The sequence below is a fragment of the Pseudomonas syringae KCTC 12500 genome, assembly GCF_000507185.2.
GTDB classification, from domain to species: domain Bacteria; phylum Pseudomonadota; class Gammaproteobacteria; order Pseudomonadales; family Pseudomonadaceae; genus Aquipseudomonas; species Aquipseudomonas syringae.
This window is the reverse complement of the sequence record NZ_AYTM02000002.1, coordinates 5,679,753-5,702,510: the sequence shown is the minus strand read 5'-3', so window position 1 is coordinate 5,702,510 and position 22,758 is coordinate 5,679,753. Positions and strand designations below refer to the sequence as shown.

The following is a 22,758-nucleotide window of genomic DNA, read 5'->3' as shown; positions in this document are numbered from 1 at the left end:
GTCAGGGTTTGAGGCTGGAAGGGGTGCCAGTGACGGCAGGGCTGAGCGCTGCGGGCCGCTCAGCCCTGGACGGGCGGCCGCGGTCACCTCGTGGCGTAGTGCGGGCGAAGAAGATCACCACCGCAGCCAGCAGCGATGTCGCTGCCAGCCCATACAGACCGCCTTGAATCGAACCGGTGGTCTGCTCCAGAAAGCCGAACGTGGTGGGCGCAACGAAGCCGCCCAGGTTGCCGATGGAGTTGATCAGCGCAATGACCGCAGCGGCAATGCGTGCATCCAGATAGCCCTGAGGGATTGGCCAGAACAGCGCAGACGCGGCCTTGAAACCGATTGCCGCGAAGCAGATGGCGACAAAGGCGAACACCGGACCGCCCACGGTGGACATGAACATGCCGGCGGCGGCGATGACCAGGGTGACCGCTACCCAGGCCTGCTGGTGCTTGAAGCGTGCCGCCAGGGCTGCGAAGCCGTACATGGCCACGATGGAGATGATCCATGGGATCGAATTGAACAGCCCGACCTCGAGATCGCTGAAGCTGCCCATCTTGCGGATCATGCTCGGCAGCCAGAAGGTGGCGCCGTAGATGGTCAGGGCCACGGAAAAGTAGATGAAGCAGAACAGCAGGATCTGCCGGTCCGCCAACAGTCGGAATACTGATGGTCTGACGGTTTGTGAAGCTTCGCGCAGCCGTTGCTCTTCGGCGATGGCGGTGCTGAGCGCGGTTTTTTCTTCGTCACTGAGCCAGCGGGCTTCATGAGGATGTGATTGCAGCCAGAACCAGACGAAACCGCAGAGCACGATCGACGCGAAGCCTTCGATCAGGAACATCCATTGCCAGCCATGCAGGTTCAGGCCCTCGATGCCGAGCAGGGCGCCGGACACCGGTCCGGAAATCACCGACGCTATCGCCGAGCCGCTGAGAAACAGCGCCATGGCCTTGCCTCGGTCGCTGGAAGGCAGCCACTGGGTGAAGTAATAGATGATGCCAGGGAAGAAACCGGCCTCGGCGGCGCCCAGAATGAAACGCAGCACGTAGAAGCTGGTTTCCCCCTGAACGAACGCCATGGCCATGGCGGCCGCGCCCCAGGTGAACATGATGCGGGTCAGCCAGGCGCGGGCACCGTAGCGCTGCAAGAGCATGTTGGAGGGGACTTCGAACAGTGCGTAACCGACAAAGAACAATCCGGCACCCAGCCCGTAAGCTGCTGCGCCGATGCCCAGATCGGTTTCCAGATGGCTGCGTACGAAACCGATATTGACCCGGTCGATGTAATTGACGATGAACATCACCACGAACAGCGGCAGCACGTGGCGTTTCACCTTGGCGGCCGCACGGGCAAGCACCGTGGCGTCCGTAGTACCAGGGACGGTATTCAAGAGGCGACTCCCATTCATTGTTTTTTTGGGGGATGAGTCGATCATGGAGGTGTGTATTATTCCCGTCCAATCCAGTTAGTGACTTGATTGATACCGGGAGTGGATCAATGTTCGAGCTTTCCCAACTGCGTTGCTTCACCACGGTCGCCACGGAGCTGAATTTTCGCCGTGCCGCCGAACGGCTCAACATGACGCAGCCGCCGTTGAGTCGGCAGATTCAGATACTGGAGCACAATCTGGGCGTCGAGCTGTTCACTCGCAGTACCCGCAGTGTGGCCCTGACTGCAGCGGGCAGGGCTTTTTTCATCGAGGCGCAGACCCTGCTGGAGCGCGCGCAGCAGGCGGCCATTTCTGCGCGGCGCTTTGCTGAGGGTGACATTGGTTCGGTGACCATCAGTTTTGTCGGCAGCGCGGTGTATGAGTTTCTGCCCAGGGTGATCGCCGAGGCGCGCCTCAAGCAGCCGCAGGTGAAGATTTCCCTTACGGAAATGAACACCTATCAGCAGCACGAGGCACTCAGGGCGCGGCGCATTGACCTGGGCATCGTGCGAGCGCCGTTGTTTCAGCCGGGTTACGAGAGCGAATGCCTGGTACGCGAGCCGTTCGTGCTGGCCGTACCGAGCAATCATCGGTTGGCGCATGCCGATTCGGTGGCGGTGGCCGATCTGGATGGCGCGCCGTTCCTGATGTATTCGCACTCGGCGTATCCACCGTTCAACGAACTGCTGACCGGTATGTTTCGTTCCGCACAAGTTGCACCGGAGTATGTCCAATGGCTTGGATCGTCACTGACCATCCTGGCGCTGGTCAACGCCGGAATGGGGTTGGCATTAGTACCGCGTTGTGCGACCAATGTGGTGTTCAAGGACGTCGTGTTCCGTGACATTGACCTGGGCGAGGGCGTGCAGAGCGAATTGCACCTGGCCTGGCGTACCGACAATGACAATCCGGCGTGCCGGATGCTGCTTGAAGCCATACGTGCGGCCGTCAGGGCAGATGAAAATTGAAGCGAAAAACCTTGCAACGCAGTGGCATCAACTATCATTCATTCAGTCGATAGTCATCATCAAGCAAGGCAAGTTCTGTTTTTCCGGCAAAGGAGGAGGATGGCGCCATAGCCAGCTGCTCCAAAGGGAGACGACGCGATGAGAATCTTCAATCTGTTGACGTTTGCTGCCGTGTTCAGCACCAGCATTGTGTTCACTGCCCCCGTCAATGCTGCCGTCTCCCCGGTCTCCGAACAGTCCTGCCATTTCATGCCCGTCGTCGACAGCGCCGCGAGCCTGCAACACACCCAGTCAGTGGGTGTGCTGTACAGCGAAAACACCCTCAGCAACCTTCAGTATTTGAACAACTACCATTCGGTTGCACTCAGGAGCGGCAGCAATGGCGCACTCGATGCGCGTATCCGCAACGCATTCATCAACAGCTCGGACCCTCAACTTGCGACCGACTGGCTGGTGGGCTCATTGAAGAAAGAGTTCGCCTCGGTAACCGTTTACGACACTCTCGATGCGCTGATGCAGGCGCGGCCGGACGTGGTGGTCATGCTCGACACTTACAATCGTCTGGTGAGCAAGCGCAACAGTCAGGTCGAGGCGCGGTTCATGGCGCGCTTCTATGACAATGACCTGCAATACATCGGCAAGGCTGAAGGTGAGGTGGTTCGGGAAATGACCTCGGTCTGGGTGCAAGGCAAGGCCGCTCCAGAGATCGCCGCACAGATCGATCAGCAGCGTGATTTGCAGGTGAATGCCTTGAAACAGTTCGACGCCTCGCTCAAAGCCCTGGTCATGCAGGCCGACCGGGCGCAGTTGGCGACGAACTGATGGAGTGACTGCGCCAGGCTGAGAAGGCGCGGCGCAGCACTTCACCATGGTCTTAGCTGTTGATGATCTGGGCAAAGTTGTTTCTGAACGCGACCTGCGAGACACCCAGCACTGCCGCAATCATTCGTGAACCACTGCCTTGCACCTGTATCTGACCACAGTGGTTGTCCTGCGGCGTCAACTCGGTGTTGACCGACAGAAACTGCTCATCGACTTTCGTCGCTTCAATACCGCCCGCCATCAGCATGGTCGCCAGCGGATCAAAGATCGGCACGGGAAGCCCTTCAGCATACGTTCCGGATTTGTGTTCAAGTACTTGTTTGACCAGCGTGGCGACAGGGTCGGTGGCGGTGATCAGTTGCCAGTAGCTGGCGTCGAGGATGATCTGGTTGCAGACATCCAGCGGCACCAGGGTCAACGGCAGGTTTGACTGGAAAACGTTGTTGGCGGCGACCGGGTCCACGAACACATTCCATTCTGCATAGTGATTGCTGCTGTAGGCCACTCCCTGATCCCATGCCTTTTGCGCGTTGTTCAATGCGGCAACGTTGCCGTCGACGTAGACAGCGCCGGCCATGGCGACAATCTGCTCGATCATCTTGAAGTCGGCAGGCTGGCTGCTCAGCGTGAGCATCTTCGCGATGTTGGTAAAGCCCCCCAGCGACAGCACAGTGATGGGGTCCTGGCTGTTTTTCACTGTCTGGTACATGAACTCCCAGGCGGGCAGGCTCGACAGTTCCGGCAGCGTGGCAGGATTCAGTGTCCCGAGCAGCCCCATGATGTCGTTCATATCGTTTTTGAAGGGTTGCGGGAAGCGGTTGTCGTACTCAAGCGGCTGATCGGTGCCCTTTGCCACGACGCTGCCGAGTCGATTGCCAATGCCCAGCAAATGCTGCGCGATGACGACACCCCAACCGAGGTCCGTTTCGCCGCATCCGGTCACTGTAATGCCGAGGATGTCGATGTCCGGTCGTTTCATCAGGTAGGCGATCGACAGGACGTCATCCCAGCCCATGTCCGTATCAATAATGACTTTCCTGTTCATGGTAATGCTTCCTGCTCATTGGGGACGGTTAAAAAGAGGGTCTGTAAGCGACGCTGTCTTAGCCGAGTGTGCGCTCGAAAAGGCGATCACCGGGTTATTTCGATTAAACCGACGCACGGCTTGGTTTTTACCGTAAAGAATTAATCACATCCGCCGAGAGCCTGACAAGCGAACCGACAATTAGCTGTCCGTTCGTATGGTGAGCAGCAAGCCACGTGTGCTTTGACTGTGGTAACAGAGAAGCCTTGCGATGCTGAAAAAATTATCGGGTGCCTTGCGTGCCCTGATGTCTGTGCCTGCTGATAATCCCAGGTTGTTGCAGGCCCAATACGTTGCATTGTCCCGACAACTGCCGTTGATGTACTTCGTGCTGCTGGTCAATACCTGGGCATTGGCGTTCACCCATTGGCGAACCGCTCCGGTGTGGCTGACGCTGCTGGTCCCTGCGCTGCTGACGGTTATCTGTGGCGTCCGTGCACGCAAATGGTTGCGCACGGTAAACCGGCCGCCGCCGGCTCCGGCGATCATTCTGGCCACGTTGCGTGGTACGCACGGCCTGGCTGGCGTCATAGCGGCCGGGTTTGCCGCCTGGTCGCTGTCGCTTTACCCCTATGGCGATGCCTATTCCCAAGCGCATGTCGCGTTTTTCATGGGCATTACGGTGATTGTCTGCATCTTCTGCATGATGCACTTGCGGCCTGCAGCGCTGACCACCGCGCTGGTCGTCAACACCGCCTTCGTTATTTTCTTCGCTTCCACCTACAACATTACCTTTATCGCCACAGCGGTGAACATCGTGCTGGTGTCGATCGGCATGCTGATCATTCTTCATTACCAGTACCGCGATTTCACCAGCCTGGTGAATGTGCAGGTAAAGACCGAGCAACTGAGTAACGAGAACCTGTTGCTGGCCAATCAGGACAGCCTGACAGGCCTGCCCAATCGTCGACAGTTCTTTCAGACGCTGGATGCCGCGATGATTGAGGCAGTGGCGCAGCGCAGCGAGCTGGCAGTGGGCGTGTTGGACCTGGACGGGTTCAAGCCGGTCAATGACCTTTATGGTCATCGAATCGGCGACCGTCTGTTGATGCTGGTTGCTGAACGCCTGACCAGCGCCTCTAGTGACAAGGTGCATGTATCGCGACTGGGCGGTGACGAGTTCGCGCTGGTGATCAAGGGTGACATGGACAGCGACGCGTTGCTGGCGTTTGGCAAGCACCTGTGTGACCTCATGCACGAGAGTTTCGAGCTGTCGGACATGCCAATCCAGATTGGCGCAACACTGGGCCTGGCGACGTACCCGGCCACGGCGGATAACGCGACCCAGCTGTTCGAGTTTGCCGATTACGCGCTGTATCAGGGCAAGAACCATAACCCCGGCACCACCTGCCTGTTCTCCGCCAGCCATCGTGAGCAATTGCATGCTGACGGCGTTACCGAACAGGCCTTGCGGCGCGCCAATCTGGAAACCGAGTTCCACGTATTGTTTCAGCCGATCATTGAAAGCTGCACGCGCGAAACGGTCGCTTTCGAGGCTCTGGCGCGCTGGAACAGCCCGGAACTGGGATCAGTATCGCCGGCGCATTTCATTCCGATCGCCGAGCGCATCGGTATGATCAACAAGCTGACCGCGCCTTTGTTGACCCGCTCGCTGCACATGGCCCTGTCCTGGCCTGCGCCTGTCAGGCTGTCGTTCAATCTGTCCGCGCACGACTGTGCGTCTCTGGAAAGTGTCAGCCGAATTGTCGAGATCATCAAGAACAGCGGCTTCGATGCGTCGCGGCTCGATCTGGAGATCACCGAAACGGCGGTCATGCAGGATATTGCTCAGGTGCAGCAGGCCATTACCCAGTTCCGCAAGCTGGGTTGCGGTATCTCGCTGGATGACTTTGGGACCGGCTTCTCCAGCCTCAGTCAGTTGCACGCGCTGGCGCTGACCAAGCTGAAGATTGACCGCAGCTTTGTCACCGGGGTGCACAACAACCCGGCCAGCTACAAGATCGTCAAATCACTGGTTGCCTTGAGTCTGGACATGTCCCTGGGCTGCGTGATCGAAGGCGTGGAAACGCAGGATGAGTTGAATGCACTGACCACCCTGGGTTGTACGATGGTGCAGGGCTACTTCTACAGCCCGCCGATCAGTTTTGCAGAAACGCTGGCGTGGATTGAAATACCCGATGAAGAGCGCACCTTCGGTTACGCCATCTCGTGCCCCGTCTGATCGATTGCATGTGGGCCATTCACTCGGGCGTGCGTGGGGTAAGATGCCTTCTTTGATCTCCACGGAAGCCTTTTGATGAGCAAGCCCGGGCAGACCGTCCTTGTTGCGCTGCGCAAGATGATTGCATCAGGCGAGCTGGCTGCCGGCGAGCGCCTGATGGAGGTGCCGACCGCCGAGCTGTTCGGCGTTTCGCGCATGCCGGTGCGCATGGCGTTCCGCACGCTGGAGCAGGAGGGGCTGCTGGTGCCCTTTGGCGGGCGTGGTTTTCAGGTGCGCTCGATCAGCCCGATTGAAATCGCCGGCGCGGTGGATGTCCGCGGCGTCCTTGAGGGACTTGCGGCGCGGCAAATGGCTGAGCGCGGCGTGACCCAAGAGGCGCGCGACGAGCTTGAAGCCTGTCTGGTGCAGGGTGATGCGCTGTTCGAAAAAGGCCATGTCACTGAAGATGACCTGGAGGTCTATCACGACATGAACATGCGTCTGCATCGGGTGATCGTCGAGGGCAGCGGCAATCGTGCCATTGCCGACGCACTGTCGCGCAACGACCATCTGCCTTTTGCCTCGGTGACCGCGCTGGCCGTGGATCGCGACAACCTGATTCGCGAATACCGGCGGTTCAATTTCGCCCACATGCAGCATCACGCCGTGGTGGATGCGCTGGTCAACGGGCAGGGCGCTCGCGCCGAAGCGATCATGCGCGAGCATGCCAATGCCACCTTGCGCTACGCGGAAATCTTCGGCGCCGGGCAGAACGAGCGCATGAAGGTCATTCAGCGCCCGGACTGATCAGATATCGAGCACCAGCACGGGCGTCTTCGAACGTGAGCAGCAGGGCGTGAACTGATCGTTGAGCGCCTGCTCGTCTTCGGTCAGAAACAGGTCGCGATGATCCGGAATGCCTTTCAACACCCGCGTCAGGCAGGTGCCACAGACACCTTGCTCGCACGACAGCGGAATATCGATGCCATGGCTTTCGAGCACCTGAGCGACGGTTTTATTGGCCGGAATGGCAATGACCTGCCCGGTACTGGCGATCTCGATTGAAAAACTGCCGTCGTTGCTGGTGTCCACCGGCTCTGCGGAAAAGTACTCACGGTGCAGAGTGTCCTCGGACCAGCCAGCATTACGCGCGCTGTCGAGGATGTATTGCATGAAACCGCCTGGCCCGCATACGTACAGATGGGTATCTGGCTGTGGGTGGGCGAGTAGTGTGGCAGCGTCCAGCACGGTATCCGGCTGTTCATCGAAGTGCAGCGTGATGCGCTCGGCAAATGCCGAATGCTTCAGGCGTTCGATAAAGGCGCCGCGCTCGGCGGAACGCACGCAGTAATGCAGCTCGAAATCGGCAGCCTCCAGCGCAAGTTGTTCAGCCATGCAGAGAATGGGCGTGATGCCGATACCGCCGGCGAACAGCAGCGTGCGTCGGCTGTTTTCAGCCAGCGGGAACAGGTTGCGCGGTTCGCTGATACGCAACTGTGCGCCAGTCTGAATCTGTTGATGCAGGCTGCGCGAGCCACCACGCGAAGCCGGGTCGTTGAGGACGCCGATCAGGTAGCGGTGACGCTCGTTCGGGGCATTGCACAGCGAGTACTGGCGGATAAGCCCGTCCGGCAGGTGCACGTCAATGTGCGCGCCCGCGGTAAACGGCGGCAACAGCGCTCCGTCTGCTCGCACCAGTTCAAAGCTGCAGATATCCAGCGCTTCATCGTTACGTGATAACACCGTCACGTCGATCATGGTAAGTCCTCGGGTGACCGCGGCACGGGTCACTTCTGATTGTTGTCTTCGTGTTTCGACGAGCAATGGCCGGTCATTTTGTTGCCATCACGGGAATCTGCTCGCCGGGACCGGCCTGCTCGGCAGCGATCAGCCGCTCCAGAATCTTGCGTGACTGCACGCCACCGGCGTCGATATTGAGCTTGAGCAAGTTGCGATGCGGGTGCTTGAGCAGGTTCTGTTGCTGGCGTTCAAGCATTTCCAGGTCTTCGGTGAAGATCTTGCCCTGGCCTTCGCGGATGCTGGCGGTCAGCGCTTCGTCGGCCGGATTGAAGTTGCGCGCCATACCCCAGAAGTACCAGATGGACGTGTCGGTCTCGGGGGTGATGAAGTCGACGACGATGCTCGACGCCTTGAACTCTTTAGGCGCGTTATAGCCGCCTTTGCCCGCATGGGCGACGCCGACTTCGATCAGCACATGGCTAGGCGGCGTGAAGCGGCAGATCTGCCAGCGATCGACCGGCACGTCATCGGCCAGGTTGTTGCCACGCAGTGCCATCTGCCAGAACGGTGGCGGCATGATGTTTTCCATGTGCCGGGCGGTGACTACTTCTTCGCCTTCGACGGTTGTAATGGGCGCGGCTTCGTCGATTTCCTTCTGGCCGATGCTGGACGCATGCACGTAGGTTTCGTGGGTGAGGTCCATCAGGTTGTCGATCATCAGGCGGTAGTCGCACTGGATATGAAACAGCCCGCCGCCGTAGGCCCATTCGTCGCTGACGGCCCACTCCAGATGATGAATGAGTGCCGGGTCGGCTTTTTCCCGGTCACCTGGCCAGACCCAGATGAAGCCGTAGCGCTCGACCGCCGCGAAGGTCTTGTTGCAAGGGAAGCCTCGAACACGCTGGCCGGGCATTGAAACCGTCTTGCCGTCGCCGCCCATTACCAGCCCGTGGTAACCACACACCAGTTGGCCGTTCTCGACATAGCCCAGCGAGAGCGGGGCGCCGCGATGCGGGCAGAAATCTTCGACGGCAACGACCTGCTGGTTCTGGTCGCGATAGAACACCATCTTTTCGTTGCAGATCTGCCGGCCCAGAGGCTTGTCGGCGACTTCATCCGCTGTGCAAGCGACGTACCACGCATTTTTCGGGTGCATGATGGTTCTCCACGGTTCGATTATTGATCTTATGGATCCACAGAATGAATCAAGTTGTTTCCTCGAGATTATTAATGCCACAGGATCGAGATTAATCCAATGATTAGTTTTGTTAACTATTATTTAATGGATCCACAGAGGCTGATCAACCGGGGCTGGATACCTGCAACGCTGCGCGCAGGCGCGGCGCGAGTGCTTCCAGCAGAGTCTGCACGGAACGCAGTGCGCGACAGTCGGGGCGGGTCAGCAGCCACAGCTCGGTGCGGCATCCTTCCAGCGGGCCACTCAGACGTTCGACCGCCCCAAGGCCCTCGACCGTAAAGCCGGTTAGCGCCGCAACGCCCAAGCCTGCAGCGACCAACTGCGAGACAGCCGACATGCTGCTGCAGCGGTAGCTCGGTAATACCCCCGGAAAGGTCTGTTTGCGCCAGATCACCGAGGTGTGGTCGGGCATCGAGTCGTCGGGGCTGATCCATGGGATCGAGGCCGGGTTTTGCGTCAAGGCTTCGCGGTATTCGGGGCGACCGCAGACGAAGTAGTCGGCACTGCCCAGGCAGCGCCCGATCAGGTGCTCGGGTGGCGTATTGGTCAGGCGCAGGGCGATGTCGGCATCACGACGGCTGAGGTTGGCAAAAGCATTGGAGGTGGCCAGCTCCAGCGTAAGGGCCGGGTACTTCGGCATGAAGTCTGCCAGTGCGGGTAATAGCAGGCTGTGCAGTACCGCATCGGTACAGGTCAGGCGTACCGTGCCGCTGACCACCTGTTCGCCCTGTTGCAAGGCGATGCGCGCAGCGGCAAGTGCCTGTTCGGCGCGCTCGGCCTGCTCGGCCATGGCCTGAGCGGTATCGGTCGGTATGTACCCGCGCCGGTTCTTTTCAAATAGCGCTGCGCCAAGCGCGGCTTCCAGGCGACGGATCGAGCGGAATACGGTCGATACATCAACTTGCAACAGATCGGCGGCACGGGCCAGCGTGCGGCCGCGAGCCAGGGCGAGCACCAGTGAAAGGTCGGCGTGGGTGATTTCATATTGCATCGGTGCATTGTTCCTTTGCCGGAATGCCTATGTTTGTTGCGCAGATGACTATCCTAGACTGGTTTCATTCCCGCTGGATAGCGCCCGATCGGCGCTGGCCACTCAGATTTCAAACAGGATTCAACCTATGTCGCGACATCCCTTGATCGGTGTCACCGCCTGCCGTCAGCAATTGGGCAAGTATTCCTCTCACACGGCAGGCGACAAGTACGTCGAGGCCGCAGCCTTCGCCGGTATGCCGGTAATTCTGCCTGCACTCGAGGTGCCCACCGAGCCTGCGCAACTGCTCGCGTCGCTGGATGGCCTGCTGTTTACCGGCTCGCCGTCCAACGTCGAGCCGCGTCACTACAATGGGCCGGCGAGCGTGGAGGGCACCGCTCATGATGTAATCCGGGATCGCACCACTCTGCCGCTGCTCAGGGCTGCCATTGCTCAGGGCGTGCCGGTGTTGTGCATTTGCCGCGGTTTTCAGGAGCTGAATGTCGCGCTGGGCGGCAGCCTGCATCAGAGGGTCCAGGAGTTGCCCGGCTATCTGGATCATCGCGAGCCGCAAAGCGATGTGCTGGCGGTGCAGTACGCGCCAAAGCATGCCGTGCAAGTGCAGCCGGGCGGTCTGCTCGACGCGCTCGGGCTGGCACCGGGGTTCGAGGTCAACAGCCTGCACAGCCAGGGTATCGATCGCCTGGCGTCGGACCTGCGCGCAGAAGCATTGGCACCCGATGGCCTTGTGGAAGCGGTTTCCATGCCCGGCGCGCCAGGCTTTGTGCTGGGCGTGCAGTGGCACCCGGAATGGGAGTTCATGGACAACCCTGTTTCGCTCAGCCTGTTCAAGGCCTTTCGCGAGGCCAGCCAGAGGTATGCGCGCAGCAGCCGCTAGAGCGATGAGCTGCTGAGTGTTGTGGGCAAACGTGATTTAATATCTGGCTTGACGGGCTTCGGGTAATGGACGATCTATTGCGCCGGGGCGCTGCCTCATTCACCGGATATCTTTCACATAAGGCCACTATGGATACGGGAGCACGACTCAAACTGGTGCGTGAAAGCTACAAGCTGTCACAGCGTGAGCTCGCCAGACGCAGTGGTGTGACCAATGCCACGATTTCCCTCATCGAGCAAAATCGTGTCAGTCCTTCCATCAGTTCGCTGAAAAAGCTGCTTGAAGGCATTCCCATGACGCTGGCGGATTTTTTCACGTTCGATCAGCCTCCCGGGCAGGATCAGTACGTGTTTCGAGCCGGTGATCAACCCGACCTGGGGCGCAACGGTGCGCGCCTGCTGCTGGTCGGGGCGACCCTGCCGAGCCGGCAAATGCGCTTTCTTCGTGAGCAATACGCGCCAGGCGCCGACTCGGGCGATGAACCCATCGTCCACAGCGAAGGCGAGGAGTGCGGTCTGGTGACGCGCGGCACTGTGGAGCTGACTATCGATGGACAGGTCAACATCCTCGGTCCAGGGGACGGCTATTACTTCCCGACCACCTTGCCGCATCGCTTCCGCAATATCGGCCAGGATGAAGCCGAGATCATCAGCGCCAACACACCCGCTAACTTCTAGCCTGCTTTTGCTGACGTGCCGTTACGATGGCGTGGGTACCGTTGGCACGTCTGGATGAAATTCAAATGACCAGCGCTGTCGGTCTATAACCCTGCGGGTTCATGCACTGCCAGCGCCAGGCATCAGTGAGCATCGAATCAAGGTTGAACCTGGCCCGCCAATCCAGCTCACGCGCGGCTTTTCCTGGATCGGACCAGCATGCTGCAATGTCTCCGGGCCGGCGTGGCTCAAAGATCAAAGGCACAGCTTTGCCGGAGATACGTTCGAAGGCTTGCACCACCTCAAGCACTGAATAGCCCTGTCCTGTGCCCAGATTCCAGACGGATACGCCGCGCTGGTCATGAATTCTGTCCAGCGCCTTCAAGTGTCCCTCGGCCAGATCCATGACATGAAGGTAATCACGCACACCTGTTCCGTCCGGCGTGGGATAGTCACTGCCAAAAAATGTGCAGAGCGGGGCGCAGTCGATTGGCAACCTGCAGCAGGAAGGGCAACAGATTGTTCGGCGTGTTGCAGGGCGACTCGCCCAGCAAGCCGGACGGATGCGCACCAATGGGGTTGAAGTAGCGCAGCAGCCCGATGGACCAGCGTGGATCCGAGCGAGCGACGCTTTGCATCACATGCTCGGCCATCAGTTTGGAGTGCCCGTAAGGATTGGTCGGTAAACCCAGTGGGCAGTTCTCATCCAGCGGCATTTGCTCACACTCGCCGTAAACCGTCGCGGATGAGCTGAATAACAGGTCGAACACGCCTGCTTCTGCCATTGCCTGACACAAGTTGACGCTGCCGCTCACGTTGGTCTCGAAATAGCGCAGCGGCTCTCGAACGCTTTCGCCCACCGCCTTGAGCCCGGCGCAATGCACCACCGCCTTGACAGGGTGCTGAGCGAACAATCGGTGCAACGTCGCTTTGCTGCGCACGTCGCCGTGTATGAACACAACCTGTCGCCCGCAGAGTTCCTCAACCCGTCTTAACGGCTCTCGCGAACTGTTGCACAAGTTATCAAGCACGACGACATCGCGGCCATCTTCAAGCAATTCGAGCGCGATATGAGCGCCAATGTATCCCGCACCACCGGTAACCAGAATCATGAGTGTCCTTCCTGGATTTTCGCCGCCTCGTTAAGAAGCGAGCTGAGGGCTCCGCCTCGTGACCTTTCTCAACAGGACGACAGCGGAGCCTTGCTTGCGAAAATCAGGACCAGACCACCGCGTGGGGGGGGACGTGGTTAAAACGTACTGCAGGTACCAAAAAAACATTCGCTCAAGACTAAGGGCGTATTCTCTGCGACGAGTTCAATGCGTCATTCCCGACGGCGCATACCCTTTATCGGAATCAACGAACAGCGGCCTGGACGCGTGTTCGAAACTGATGAGTCGGTCTATGGTTGCTGCATGCATGTGATGGTTCCATGTACGCAACAGCTGCCACTGCCTATCCTCATCATGAATGCCGTCGAAGCTTAGCCCTTTCAAGAGCCCTTCAGTTTCATCCAGGACTTTCTAACAGAAGGGAAACTCTATGAACGGTGTTCAAACAATTCAGTCCGAGACGTTGGCCTTAACCCGAGTCGAGGCCGTCGTCAGGCCTTTGCTGCTGTGCCTTTCCCATCTGCGATGGGGGTTTGTCTATCAGCGTCCTCAGCACATCATGTCGCGCATGGCGCAGGATTATCAGGTGGTGTTTCTTGAGGAGCCTGTTCTGTCGGACTCCCCTGATATCCGCCTTGAGCAGTTGCCGCAAGCGTGCGGTGTCACAGTACTGGTGCCGCACCTGCCCTCGAAGATGCAGCCTGATGAGGTGATCACTGCACAGCGTGTATTACTGAATCGTTTTATCGATGCACAACGTTTTGGTGAGTTGCTGTTGTGGTATTTCACCCCGATGAGCCTGGCGTTTACCGATCACCTCAGCGCGCACGTGACGATCTTCGATTGCATGGACGAATTGTCTGCGTTCAAAGGTGCGCCGCCAGAGCTTGTCGAACAGGAAGAAGCGTTGATGAAGCGCGCAGATGTTGTGTTTACTGGCGGCTTCAGCCTGTGGGAGACCAAGCGTCGGCAGCATGCGAACGCGCACGCCATGCCCAGCAGTGTCGATTTCGGGCATTTTTCAGCCGCTCGCAACGTGCAGCCTGACCCCGAGGATCAACAGTACATTCCTTATCCAAGACTCGGCTTTTTCGGCGTCATTGACGAACGTTTTGATATCGGGCTGATTCAACAACTGGCCGAGTTGCAGCCGCACTGGCAAATCGTTTTGATCGGCCCGGTGGTGAAGATCGACCCGGCAAGCCTGCCGCATTTGGCCAACGTCCATTATCTAGGCAGCAAGTCCTATGACGACTTGCCAGCCTATCTGTCTGGCTGGGACGTTGCGTTGATGCCATTTGCGCTGAACGACTCCACACGCTTTATCAGCCCGACCAAGACGCCGGAATACCTGGCTGGCGGCTGCCCGGTGGTATCAACCCGGATTGCCGATGTGGTCAGAACGTATGGTGAGTCGGGTGTTGTCGCCGTTGCCGATGATGCCGACGCGTTTGCGCGCGCGATTCAAGAGGCACTGGCGCACAAAGGGACTATTGATTTTCTTCGCAAAGTTGACGCGTTGTTGGTCGGCGAGTCTTGGGACAACACGTGCGCGGCCATGAAGGCGCAAATCGACCTGGTGGCCATCGGGGAGCACATAGAATGCCTCGGATAAATCTCGAATCAGCCGCGTGTGAAAAGACGCCCTATGACTTTCTGATCGTCGGTGCAGGTTTTGCAGGCAGTGTGTTGGCGGAAAGGCTGGCGGCTGGATCGAGTAAGCGCGTTTTGCTCATCGACCGACGTCCACATATCGCGGGTAACGCTTACGATCACCTGGACAGCGCCGGGGTGTTGGTTCATCGATACGGGCCACATATATTCCACACCAACGCTGAGCGGATTGTGGAATACCTCTCACGATTTACCGAATGGCGCGATTACGAACACCGCGTGCTTGCCAGCGTAGACGACCAACTGCTGCCTGTTCCGATCAACCTCGATACGCTCAACAGCCTGTACGGCTTACAGATGAATGAACGAGAAGCCGAAGCGTTTCTTGCCAGCCGTGCCGAGCCTGTCGAGACGATAAGAACCTCCGAAGACGTTGTGATCAATCAGATTGGTCGGGAGCTGTACGAGAAGTTTTTCCGTGGCTACACCCGCAAACAATGGGGGCTGGATCCCTCGCAACTGGATCGGTCGGTTACCGCCCGAGTGCCTACCCGCACTAACTCGGACAATCGTTATTTCACAGATACTTTTCAGAAAATGCCGCTGCACGGTTACACGCACATGTTTGAGCGGATACTCAACCATCCGCTTATCGATACCGTACTGGGGGTCGACTTTGCCGATGTCCGCACGGCGGTGAAGTATTCGCATTTGATCTATTGCGGGCCGATTGATGAATACTTCGGTTATTGCTATGGCCGTCTTCCGTATCGGTCGTTGCGTTTCGAGCACAAGACCGTTGATCAGGCGCAGTTTCAATCGGTGGCGGTGGTCAACTACCCGGATGAGGCGGTCCCTCATACGCGCATCACCGAATACAAGCACCTTACCGGTCAACTGCACGCCAGAACCAGTCTCAGCTATGAGTTTCCAAGTGCCGAAGGCGATCCTTATTACCCCATTCCCCGACCCGAAAATGCCGAGTTGTACAAGCGTTACAAGGCATTGGCCGATCAGTCGGATGAGGTCACTTTCCTTGGGCGGCTGGGCACTTACAAGTATTACAACATGGACCAGGTCGTGGGCCAGGCATTGGCGTTGTACCAGCGGCTGGCCCATGACTTCCCTGAGCCGCCTCCCGAACCGATCGAACAGCCTGCGCGAGGTTGAGCATGGGCGGTCTGTTCGACAGTTTTTTCATCGGCGGATTCGAGTGCGCCAGCCATCGACGAGGTGACGGTGTGCGACTCGACCTGCTTCACGCCACCGGGCACGACCGCTGGGCACAGAAAGATTTTGTCGCGCTGGCTGAGTGCGGAATGCGTACTGTACGTGACGGTCTGCGCTGGCATCTGATTGAAGCCCGTCCAGATTGTTACGACTGGAGCAGTTTTCTGCCCATGCTGCGAGCTGCGCGGCATCAGGGCACCCAAGTCATCTGGGACTTGTGCCATTACGGTTACCCAGATCATCTGGATGTCTGGCGGCCGCAGTTTGTCGAGCACTTTGCGCGTTTTGCAGCGGCGGTGGCTCAGGTCGTCAAAGACGAAGGGGAGACCGCACCTTTTTATTCGCCGATCAATGAGATTTCGTTCTGGAGTTGGGCCGGGGGCGACATGGCTTATTTCAACCCCGCTAGCGAGCAGCGCGGCATGGAGCTCAAGCATCAACTGGTCCGGGCCAGTATTGCGGCAATAGACGCGGTACGCACGGTAGAGCCCAACGCGCGTTTTATTCAGGCCGAGCCATTGATTCATGTAGTACCGGCAACGCGGAGCGGCGCAGATGCCGCGGCAGCAGAACGTTATCGGCTGGCGCAGTTCGAAGCCTGGGATCTGTTATCCGGACGGCAATGGCCTGGGCTGGGCGGCCGCCCGGAGTATCTGGATATCCTGGGCGTCAACTTTTATCCGCATAATCAATGGCAGCTCAATGGCCATAAGCTTACGCACGACGATCCGCAGTACAGGCCTTTTCAAGGCATGTTGAGCGAGCTGCACAGGCGATACGCCAGACCGATATTGATTTCTGAAACCGGTGCTGAAGACGTTCAGCGTCTGCCCTGGTTCAATTACGTTTGTGCCGAGGTCAGCAAGGCGGTGAGGGCAGGCGTACCTGTGCAAGGTATCTGCTGGTATCCCGTTCTCGATTATCCGGGCTGGGACGACGGTCGATACTGTCCGGCGGGGCTGCTGGGTTATGCTGACGGGCAGGGTGCTCGGGCGATCTTTGACCCTTTGCAGGTAGCGTTGCGCGAAAACACGCTTGAATTGGCGGCTGTCATTCGAGAAAAGAATGGAAAATTTGCCGTTTGAGTAAGCGCTTCGGGAGTGCGTGCCCCTTCAAATGAATATAATTCGATTTTTTTCAGATACTTTAGAACCCTTTTGAGGCTTCGCCAGTCCTAGCCATTAGAGAGCAGGCGCAATAGCCCAATAAACAGTCGTGGAGTTTCTGGAGTGTCGGACAATAAAGCCCGGGTCGACAATGCGGCGACGGGAGATATCAAACATCAGGGAAAGGATATCTTTTTCGCGGCGGTAGAAACGACCCGGATGCCGATGATCGTGACGGACCCCAATCGCCCGGACAATCCCATCATTTTTGCCAACCAGGCATTTCTGGAAATGACCGGCTATGCGTCAGAGGAAATCATCGGGAGCAACTGCCGGTTTCTTCAAGGGCCGGACACTGACCGGGCGGCGGTGCAGTCGATTCGCGATGCCATCGAAGAGCGCGTCGATATCTCCACTGAAATTCTCAACTATCGCAAGGACGGTTCATCGTTCTGGAATGCGCTGTTTATTTCCCCGGTCTATAACGACGCGGGCGACCTGATTTATTTCTTTGCGTCGCAGCTGGACATCAGCCGCCGTCGAGATGCCGAAGAAGCATTGCGTCAGGCTCAAAAGATGGAGGCCTTGGGGCAGCTTACCGGTGGCATCGCGCACGACTTCAATAACCTGCTGCAAGTGATGGGTGGTTATATCGATCTGATCGGCAGTGCGGCAGAGAAACCCACCATTGATGTGCAGCGTGTCCAGCGCAGTGTTCATCACGCCAAGTCTGCCGTCGAACGCGCCAGTACACTGACCAAGCAACTGCTGGCATTTGCCCGGAAACAGAAACTGCAGGGGCGAGTCCTCAACCTCAATGGCCTGGTTTCCACGACGGAGCCGCTGATCGAGCGTACTTTTGGCCCGGAAGTGGTTATCGAAACCGATCTGGATCCGGCACTGAAGAACTGCCGTATCGATCCAACCCAGGCAGAAGTCGCACTGCTTAATATTTTCATTAATGCGCGCGATGCACTCATTGGTAGGCCCGACCCGAAGATATTTATTGAAACCCGCAATCTGGTCGTCGACGAGTTGGCCAATATGTCTTACGACGGTCTGTTACCCGGCCGTTATGTCTCTATTGCGGTGACGGACAACGGCATCGGCATGCCCGCGAGTATCCGTGATCGGGTAATGGACCCGTTCTTTACTACCAAAGAAGAAGGCAAGGGCTCCGGGCTCGGTCTTTCGATGGTCTATGGCTTTGCCAAACAGTCGGGTGGTGCGGCGCGTATTTATACCGAAGAAGGTGTCGGCACCACGCTGCGCTTGTATTTTCCTGTAGACGAAGCCGTGCTGAGCAAGAACGATCCGCCGAAAGCCTCGGAAAGGCGCATTGGCAGTTGCGAACGAATTCTGATCGTGGAAGACCGTCCTGATGTGGCCGAGCTGGCGAAGATGGTGCTGGATGATTACGGCTATGTGTCGGAAATCGTCCTCAATGCCCGTGAGGCGCTGAAGCGCTTCGAGGCCGGCGCCACATATGATTTGCTGTTCACTGACCTGATCATGCCGGGTGGCATGAACGGGGTGATGCTCGCGCGGGAAGTGAGGCGCAGGTACCCGAAGGTCAAGGTGCTGCTGACCACTGGCTACGCTGAAAGCTCGATCGAGCGAACCGACATTGGCGGTTCCGAGTTTGAGGTGGTGTCCAAGCCTTGCATGCCGCAGGACCTCGCCAGGAAGGTCAGGCAGGTCCTCGACGGGCCGAACGGCATCGCCTGACGATACTGACAATGAACACATGAAGGCCTGCCTGTTCTCAGTCAGGCCTTCGTGCTGTTTGATATATGATTAAGCCTATCCAATGAGTGCCGATATTCAAAAGGCAGTCAGCCCGTAATGCCCGTCTGTTATTAACGGACATCAGACAACTGCCAATAGTTAGAGCAAACAACCTAATAAAATGAAAAGTGTGTAAATCGCTTGGAGCAAGGCGAGCAGGTAACGTTCCATTGATGTGCGTCACTATCAATACAGTTCTATTGTGCTTTTTCAAGCCTGAAAAAAAGTCTATAAAATTTTTAAACTTCTTGAACGTCGCTCGGGTCATTGATTTGTACGCCACACATGTGTGCGTTTACTGCCAATGACTCAAAGGACTATGACTATGATTCGCGACGACCGTATCGCCCCAGGTGCCCCTGTGTACCACGAAACTCATGCAGCGGCTCCGCTGCTTAAACGAATCTCCTGGAGTGCGATTCTGGCCGGTGTTGTTCTGGCCATGGTTGTTTCGCTGTTGCTGAACCTGTTGGGTACGGCAATCGGAAGTGCCAGTATCGATCCCATGCAGGAAGCCAATCCGTTGTCCGGCATTGGTACGGGCGCAGGTATCTGGGTCGTTGTAAGCTCGGTTATTTCGCTGTTCGTCGGCGGCTGGGCCGCTGGACGTCTGGCGCAGCGTGAAGGTGCATTTCATGGCCTGCTGGTATGGGCGAGCGTCTCGCTGATCACGGTTTATCTGGTCTCCAGCGCAGTGACCGGCGTCGTGCGCGGCGGCCTCAACCTGGCGGGCAGCGGCATGTCGGCACTGGGCAGTGGTATCGCACAGGTGGCTCCAGCCGTTGGCAGCAAGATTCAGGATCAATTGCGCGCCCAGGGCATTGATTTCAATCTGGACGATATTCAGGGCGAGATCGAAACAGCCATGCGTCAGACCGGCAAGCCCGAGCTGAACCCGGATAACGTCAAGCAGGAAGCTCAGGCGACCCAGCAAGACGCACAGAACACTGCCAAGCAGAGCGCACAGAATCCTCAGCAAGCCGACCAGCAATTGAGCGGCCTGATGGATCGCATCAAAGCCAAGGGCGACCAGGCATGGGATGCCGCTGACCGTCAGGCGCTGGTCAATCTGATCAAGGCGCGTGGCAACAAGACTGATGCCGAAGCCAACCAGATCGTCGATCAGGCTCAGGCCAGCTACCGTCAGGCTTATGCCAAGTATCAGGAACTGAAAGCTCAGGCCGAACAGAAAGCTCGCGAAGCGGCTGAAGTGACCGCCAAGCGTGTTTCGCAAGGTGCCTGGATTCTGCTGATCACGCTGGTGATCTCGGGTCTTGTAGCTGCGGGTGCAGGTGTACTGGGTCGTCGTACTCAGCCGCCAGCCAAGGTTGTTGCTGCGGTCTGATTCACTGCAATAAGACTTGAACTGAAGCACCAGACGGGGAGCGTTGATCGCTCCCCGTTTTTATTCATGATGCAGGTGATTGATGGCGTGCAGTTGATACTGATGCAGTCGACATTTTTTGATTGAGGTTACCTTTCGGCACATCCTCAATCTTCCACCACCTCATCATCCTGTCCTGCAGTCTGCTCAATAAAAGAGCGTTCAAAGAGCAAGCGTTCTGCCAAAGAGCTACCAGGAATATCGTTGATTTCAACGGTAGCCCCAGTGTCATCGGCATGGGTCACTCTGATTCGCTTCCCGGATAAAACATCGTCTGCCGACCCACCTTGCCGCAACGGAGCGTCATTCATGCCATGTATGCCTGATGGCGTTGTGTCTACGAGCGTGTTGGAGACGGAGTTGCCATTAAAACGAGCGATTCTCACAATCACACCATTGACAAAGGGATCGTCAGTTGGCCAGTTTTCAAAGCCGGGTGAAGGCTTGCGGAATTCCAGCGTGAGATAACTGCCATCGCTACGAAACAGGCGTAAGCCTTTGACCACTTCGGGATCCGCCGCTCTGAACAAGGGTGCAATATTATAGGTGCCATTTTTCATCACTTCAGGAAATTGGTCATCAGTGAGCCAGCCCGCGTAGTACAAATAAGGAATGGGGTAAAGACGTGACCCTCCACCATTCAGCGTATCCGAAGGGTCAGCGCTATTAGTGACTGCGCACCCACTGCCGCCGATTTGCACAACTTCCCGATTATTGTAAGGGCAGCGCTCCAGCGAGGTCGCATGAGGTCCGCCGAAGCTATGACCGAATTCGTGTTGCCACATCCATGGCTTGTGGCCCGAATTATTTCCCATGGCCCACCAGCCCGGCATTTCAGCAAGCCCACCCCAGGAGCATGAAGTAGAAGGAATCTCAACGGCGACATAATCGTAATTATCCCTGTCAGTTCCCTTGTCGCGTGCGAGTTCTATCGCTTTGTTCCTCAGTTCAGTGGACGGGCAACCTGAAGGTCTTGGGCCCAGGTCTAGACCGGTCACCGCATCCCCGATGAACTTCAGATGATCGCCGGAGGAAAAAGAGACCGCGTTGACAAATGATTTGTTATCACCAGGCGCTCCGAAGAAGGCCGCCCTGGTGGCCTCGAAGTCGGTTTCTGGCTTGTCACTGTATCGGGTGTGCAGCAGGAGAACTTTTCTATCGCCTACGATGGGGCGTCTGGGGATCTTAGGTACTGCCAATTCAAAGTTCCATGTCACTGCCTTCGACCGTGATTCCGGCACCATCTGGATGGTGTGACCTGCAAAGCCCAGAACTTCGTTGGGACCGACAAGATCGTTGCGATATTTATTGGCCAGTACAAACCCTTCTATGAGGGGGATGAAGTTCCTGTTGTAACTCCAGGAACGCTCCGAGGTATAACCGGTACCTTGGCAGTTGATCATTTTGCTATTTGACCCAACGCACTTTTCTGTGTCCCTGTCCAGCAGCGCGCGATTGGTCAATTTGTCATACTCCGGTACGATGACGGACATTCGCCAGTCTTGGCCGGGCACACTTTTACAGGCAGAAAACTCGACGCTGACTTCATCTGCAGACAAAGCGAGGCACGTTTCCTGCCCTTTTTCAACGTTCCTGATGTAACCGTAACGCTTGGCGATACTCCAGCTCGCCGAGCCTTGTTCTTTGCCACCAAATATCAACTGTTCACTGGCATTGATTTGTAGGTAGTTAGCCATTCCAAGATCACTGATATATTTGTTTGACAGCTGACTGGGGGTGTTGCCGTCCCGATTCCACAGTCGCCTGGACTGATAGTCATGACTGCCGGCGCTGGCACACGCGGCCATTTTTACGCTGTTTGCATTCGCCGCAAACAAACACATTTCTTGCGCTGATGTGGACAGCAGTTTGTTTTTCACATAAAGCCTTTTTTCCTTGGGCGTAAAAGTCCATTGCTGACTGTCCCTCCCCAGGCACTTTTGCAGTACCACACTGGTCATGTCACCCGCCAGTGTTAAACAGGCGTCCGGGCCATTCACTGTGCTGATGATTTCTTCGTAAAGAGGTTGGGTGATTGTCCATTGTGATGAAGCTCCCTCTGCAGGGCCAAATACCAACTGCTCGCTTTCATTACTGAGCAGGTAGTTATCAAACCCTAAATCCTTGATGTATTTATTTGATAACACGCTGGTGTGGTCACCGTCTCTGCTCCAGAGTCGCAAGGATTGATAGTCGTTGCTGTCGGCGCTGGCACAGGTTTTCATGCTGACGTGACTTGGATTCGACGCCGACAAACACATTGCCTGCGTTGACCCGCCTAACGCCTTGTTTTTTAGGTACAGCATGGGCCCTGATGACACAAAGATCCATTGTTGATAATCGGTGTTGACACACTTCTGCAGTGAGACAGAACTTAAATCACCGTCGAGGGTTAAACAGACCTGCTCACCTTGCGCAATGCTGATGATCTGCTCATAAGGATTCATCTCTGTAGAGAAGGCGTTTGAATGGAAAAAACCCAGGAAAAACACGTACGTGAAAGCCGGCATTGTTTTCATAACTCTCCCTGTTGCTTGTGTCGGCGCATCCCTTGCGCCGTCTGTATTTTGCTTGCCCGATAACTATTTCTGAACTAAGTGTTCGTGGTTA

General features: G+C 57.1%; 17 protein-coding genes and 1 pseudogene. 11 read left to right on the top strand and 7 right to left on the bottom strand.

Annotated elements, in window-relative coordinates; all coding sequences use genetic code 11:
* Position 1: 1 nt before the first annotated feature.
* Positions 2–1,345, bottom strand: coding sequence for an MFS transporter (locus tag V476_RS24770; RefSeq protein WP_024960947.1), 1,344 nt, complete (start codon positions 1,343–1,345; stop codon positions 2–4).
* 140 nt (positions 1,346–1,485) lie between these two features.
* Between V476_RS24770 and V476_RS24765 the strand changes: the two genes are divergently transcribed.
* Positions 1,486–2,385, top strand: coding sequence for a LysR family transcriptional regulator (locus V476_RS24765; protein WP_024960946.1), 900 nt, complete (start codon positions 1,486–1,488; stop codon positions 2,383–2,385).
* 138 nt (positions 2,386–2,523) lie between these two features.
* Entirely contained in the window at positions 2,524–3,207 is a 684-nt protein-coding gene (locus V476_RS24760) for a hypothetical protein (RefSeq protein ID WP_024960945.1), read from the top strand.
* A gap of 52 nt (positions 3,208–3,259) precedes the next feature.
* Here the strand turns inward: V476_RS24760 and V476_RS24755 are convergent, their stop codons facing one another.
* Positions 3,260–4,252, bottom strand: coding sequence for a nucleoside hydrolase (locus tag V476_RS24755; RefSeq protein ID WP_024960944.1), 993 nt, complete (start codon positions 4,250–4,252; stop codon positions 3,260–3,262).
* Positions 4,253–4,502: 250 nt separating this feature from the next.
* On the opposite strand from V476_RS24755, the gene V476_RS24750 reads away from it, so the two are divergent.
* Both V476_RS24750 and V476_RS24745 read left to right on the top strand, forming a co-directional pair.
* The gene (locus V476_RS24750) at positions 4,503–6,473 is read left to right on the top strand and encodes a putative bifunctional diguanylate cyclase/phosphodiesterase (RefSeq protein ID WP_024960943.1); all 1,971 of its coding nucleotides are present in this window, start codon (positions 4,503–4,505) and stop codon (positions 6,471–6,473) included.
* Positions 6,474–6,548: 75 nt separating this feature from the next.
* Positions 6,549–7,259, top strand: a complete 711-nt coding sequence (locus V476_RS24745) for a GntR family transcriptional regulator (protein ID WP_003426510.1) — start codon at positions 6,549–6,551, stop codon at positions 7,257–7,259.
* Here the strand turns inward: V476_RS24745 and V476_RS24740 are convergent, their stop codons facing one another.
* The 3 genes from V476_RS24740 to V476_RS24730 all read right to left on the bottom strand — a co-directional run bounded on the left by V476_RS24740 (position 7,260) and on the right by V476_RS24730 (position 10,381).
* Positions 7,260–8,210, bottom strand: a complete 951-nt coding sequence (locus tag V476_RS24740) for a PDR/VanB family oxidoreductase (RefSeq protein WP_016568232.1) — start codon at positions 8,208–8,210, stop codon at positions 7,260–7,262.
* A gap of 73 nt (positions 8,211–8,283) precedes the next feature.
* Entirely contained in the window at positions 8,284–9,348 is a 1,065-nt protein-coding gene (locus V476_RS24735; protein WP_024960942.1) for an aromatic ring-hydroxylating oxygenase subunit alpha, read from the bottom strand.
* A gap of 145 nt (positions 9,349–9,493) precedes the next feature.
* On the bottom strand, positions 9,494–10,381 hold the full coding sequence (locus V476_RS24730) for a LysR family transcriptional regulator (RefSeq protein ID WP_024960941.1): 888 nt from the start codon (positions 10,379–10,381) through the stop codon (positions 9,494–9,496).
* A gap of 127 nt (positions 10,382–10,508) precedes the next feature.
* On the opposite strand from V476_RS24730, the gene V476_RS24725 reads away from it, so the two are divergent.
* Both V476_RS24725 and V476_RS24720 read left to right on the top strand, forming a co-directional pair.
* Entirely contained in the window at positions 10,509–11,258 is a 750-nt protein-coding gene (locus V476_RS24725) for a gamma-glutamyl-gamma-aminobutyrate hydrolase family protein (protein WP_024960940.1), read from the top strand.
* Between the two features lie 128 nt (positions 11,259–11,386).
* Positions 11,387–11,935, top strand: coding sequence for a cupin domain-containing protein (locus tag V476_RS24720; RefSeq protein ID WP_003344936.1), 549 nt, complete (start codon positions 11,387–11,389; stop codon positions 11,933–11,935).
* A gap of 61 nt (positions 11,936–11,996) precedes the next feature.
* On the opposite strand, the pseudogene galE reads toward V476_RS24720, so the two are convergent.
* Positions 11,997–13,026: pseudogene (gene galE / locus V476_RS24715) on the bottom strand (UDP-glucose 4-epimerase GalE).
* Positions 13,027–13,456: 430 nt separating this feature from the next.
* Here galE and V476_RS24710 point away from each other — a divergent pair.
* The 5 genes from V476_RS24710 (at position 13,457) to V476_RS24690 (ending at position 20,109) form a co-directional block, all read left to right on the top strand.
* A complete protein-coding gene (locus V476_RS24710; RefSeq protein WP_024960939.1) occupies positions 13,457–14,641 on the top strand; it encodes a glycosyltransferase family 1 protein in 1,185 nt (394 codons plus the stop codon).
* Positions 14,629–15,810 carry a UDP-galactopyranose mutase gene (gene glf / locus V476_RS24705; RefSeq protein WP_004417645.1) on the top strand — a complete coding sequence of 394 codons (1,182 nt, stop codon included), beginning with the start codon at positions 14,629–14,631 and terminating at the stop codon, positions 15,808–15,810. The genes V476_RS24710 and glf overlap by 13 nt, the downstream gene beginning before the upstream one ends.
* Before the next feature lie 2 nt (positions 15,811–15,812).
* Positions 15,813–16,955: a glycoside hydrolase family 1 protein gene (locus tag V476_RS24700; protein ID WP_024960938.1), complete on the top strand. Its 1,143-nt coding sequence runs from the start codon at positions 15,813–15,815 to the stop codon at positions 16,953–16,955.
* A 144-nt stretch (positions 16,956–17,099) separates the two neighbouring features.
* Complete coding sequence (locus V476_RS24695; RefSeq protein WP_003344947.1) at positions 17,100–18,704, top strand: hybrid sensor histidine kinase/response regulator; 1,605 nt, start codon at positions 17,100–17,102, stop codon at positions 18,702–18,704.
* 385 nt (positions 18,705–19,089) lie between these two features.
* On the top strand, positions 19,090–20,109 hold the full coding sequence (locus tag V476_RS24690) for a hypothetical protein (RefSeq protein ID WP_004417649.1): 1,020 nt from the start codon (positions 19,090–19,092) through the stop codon (positions 20,107–20,109).
* Positions 20,110–20,255: 146 nt separating this feature from the next.
* Here the strand turns inward: V476_RS24690 and V476_RS24685 are convergent, their stop codons facing one another.
* Positions 20,256–22,667 (bottom strand): lectin, encoded by a 2,412-nt coding sequence (locus V476_RS24685; protein ID WP_024960937.1) that lies wholly within the window; start codon positions 22,665–22,667, stop codon positions 20,256–20,258.
* Between the last annotated feature and the right edge of the window lie 91 nt (positions 22,668–22,758).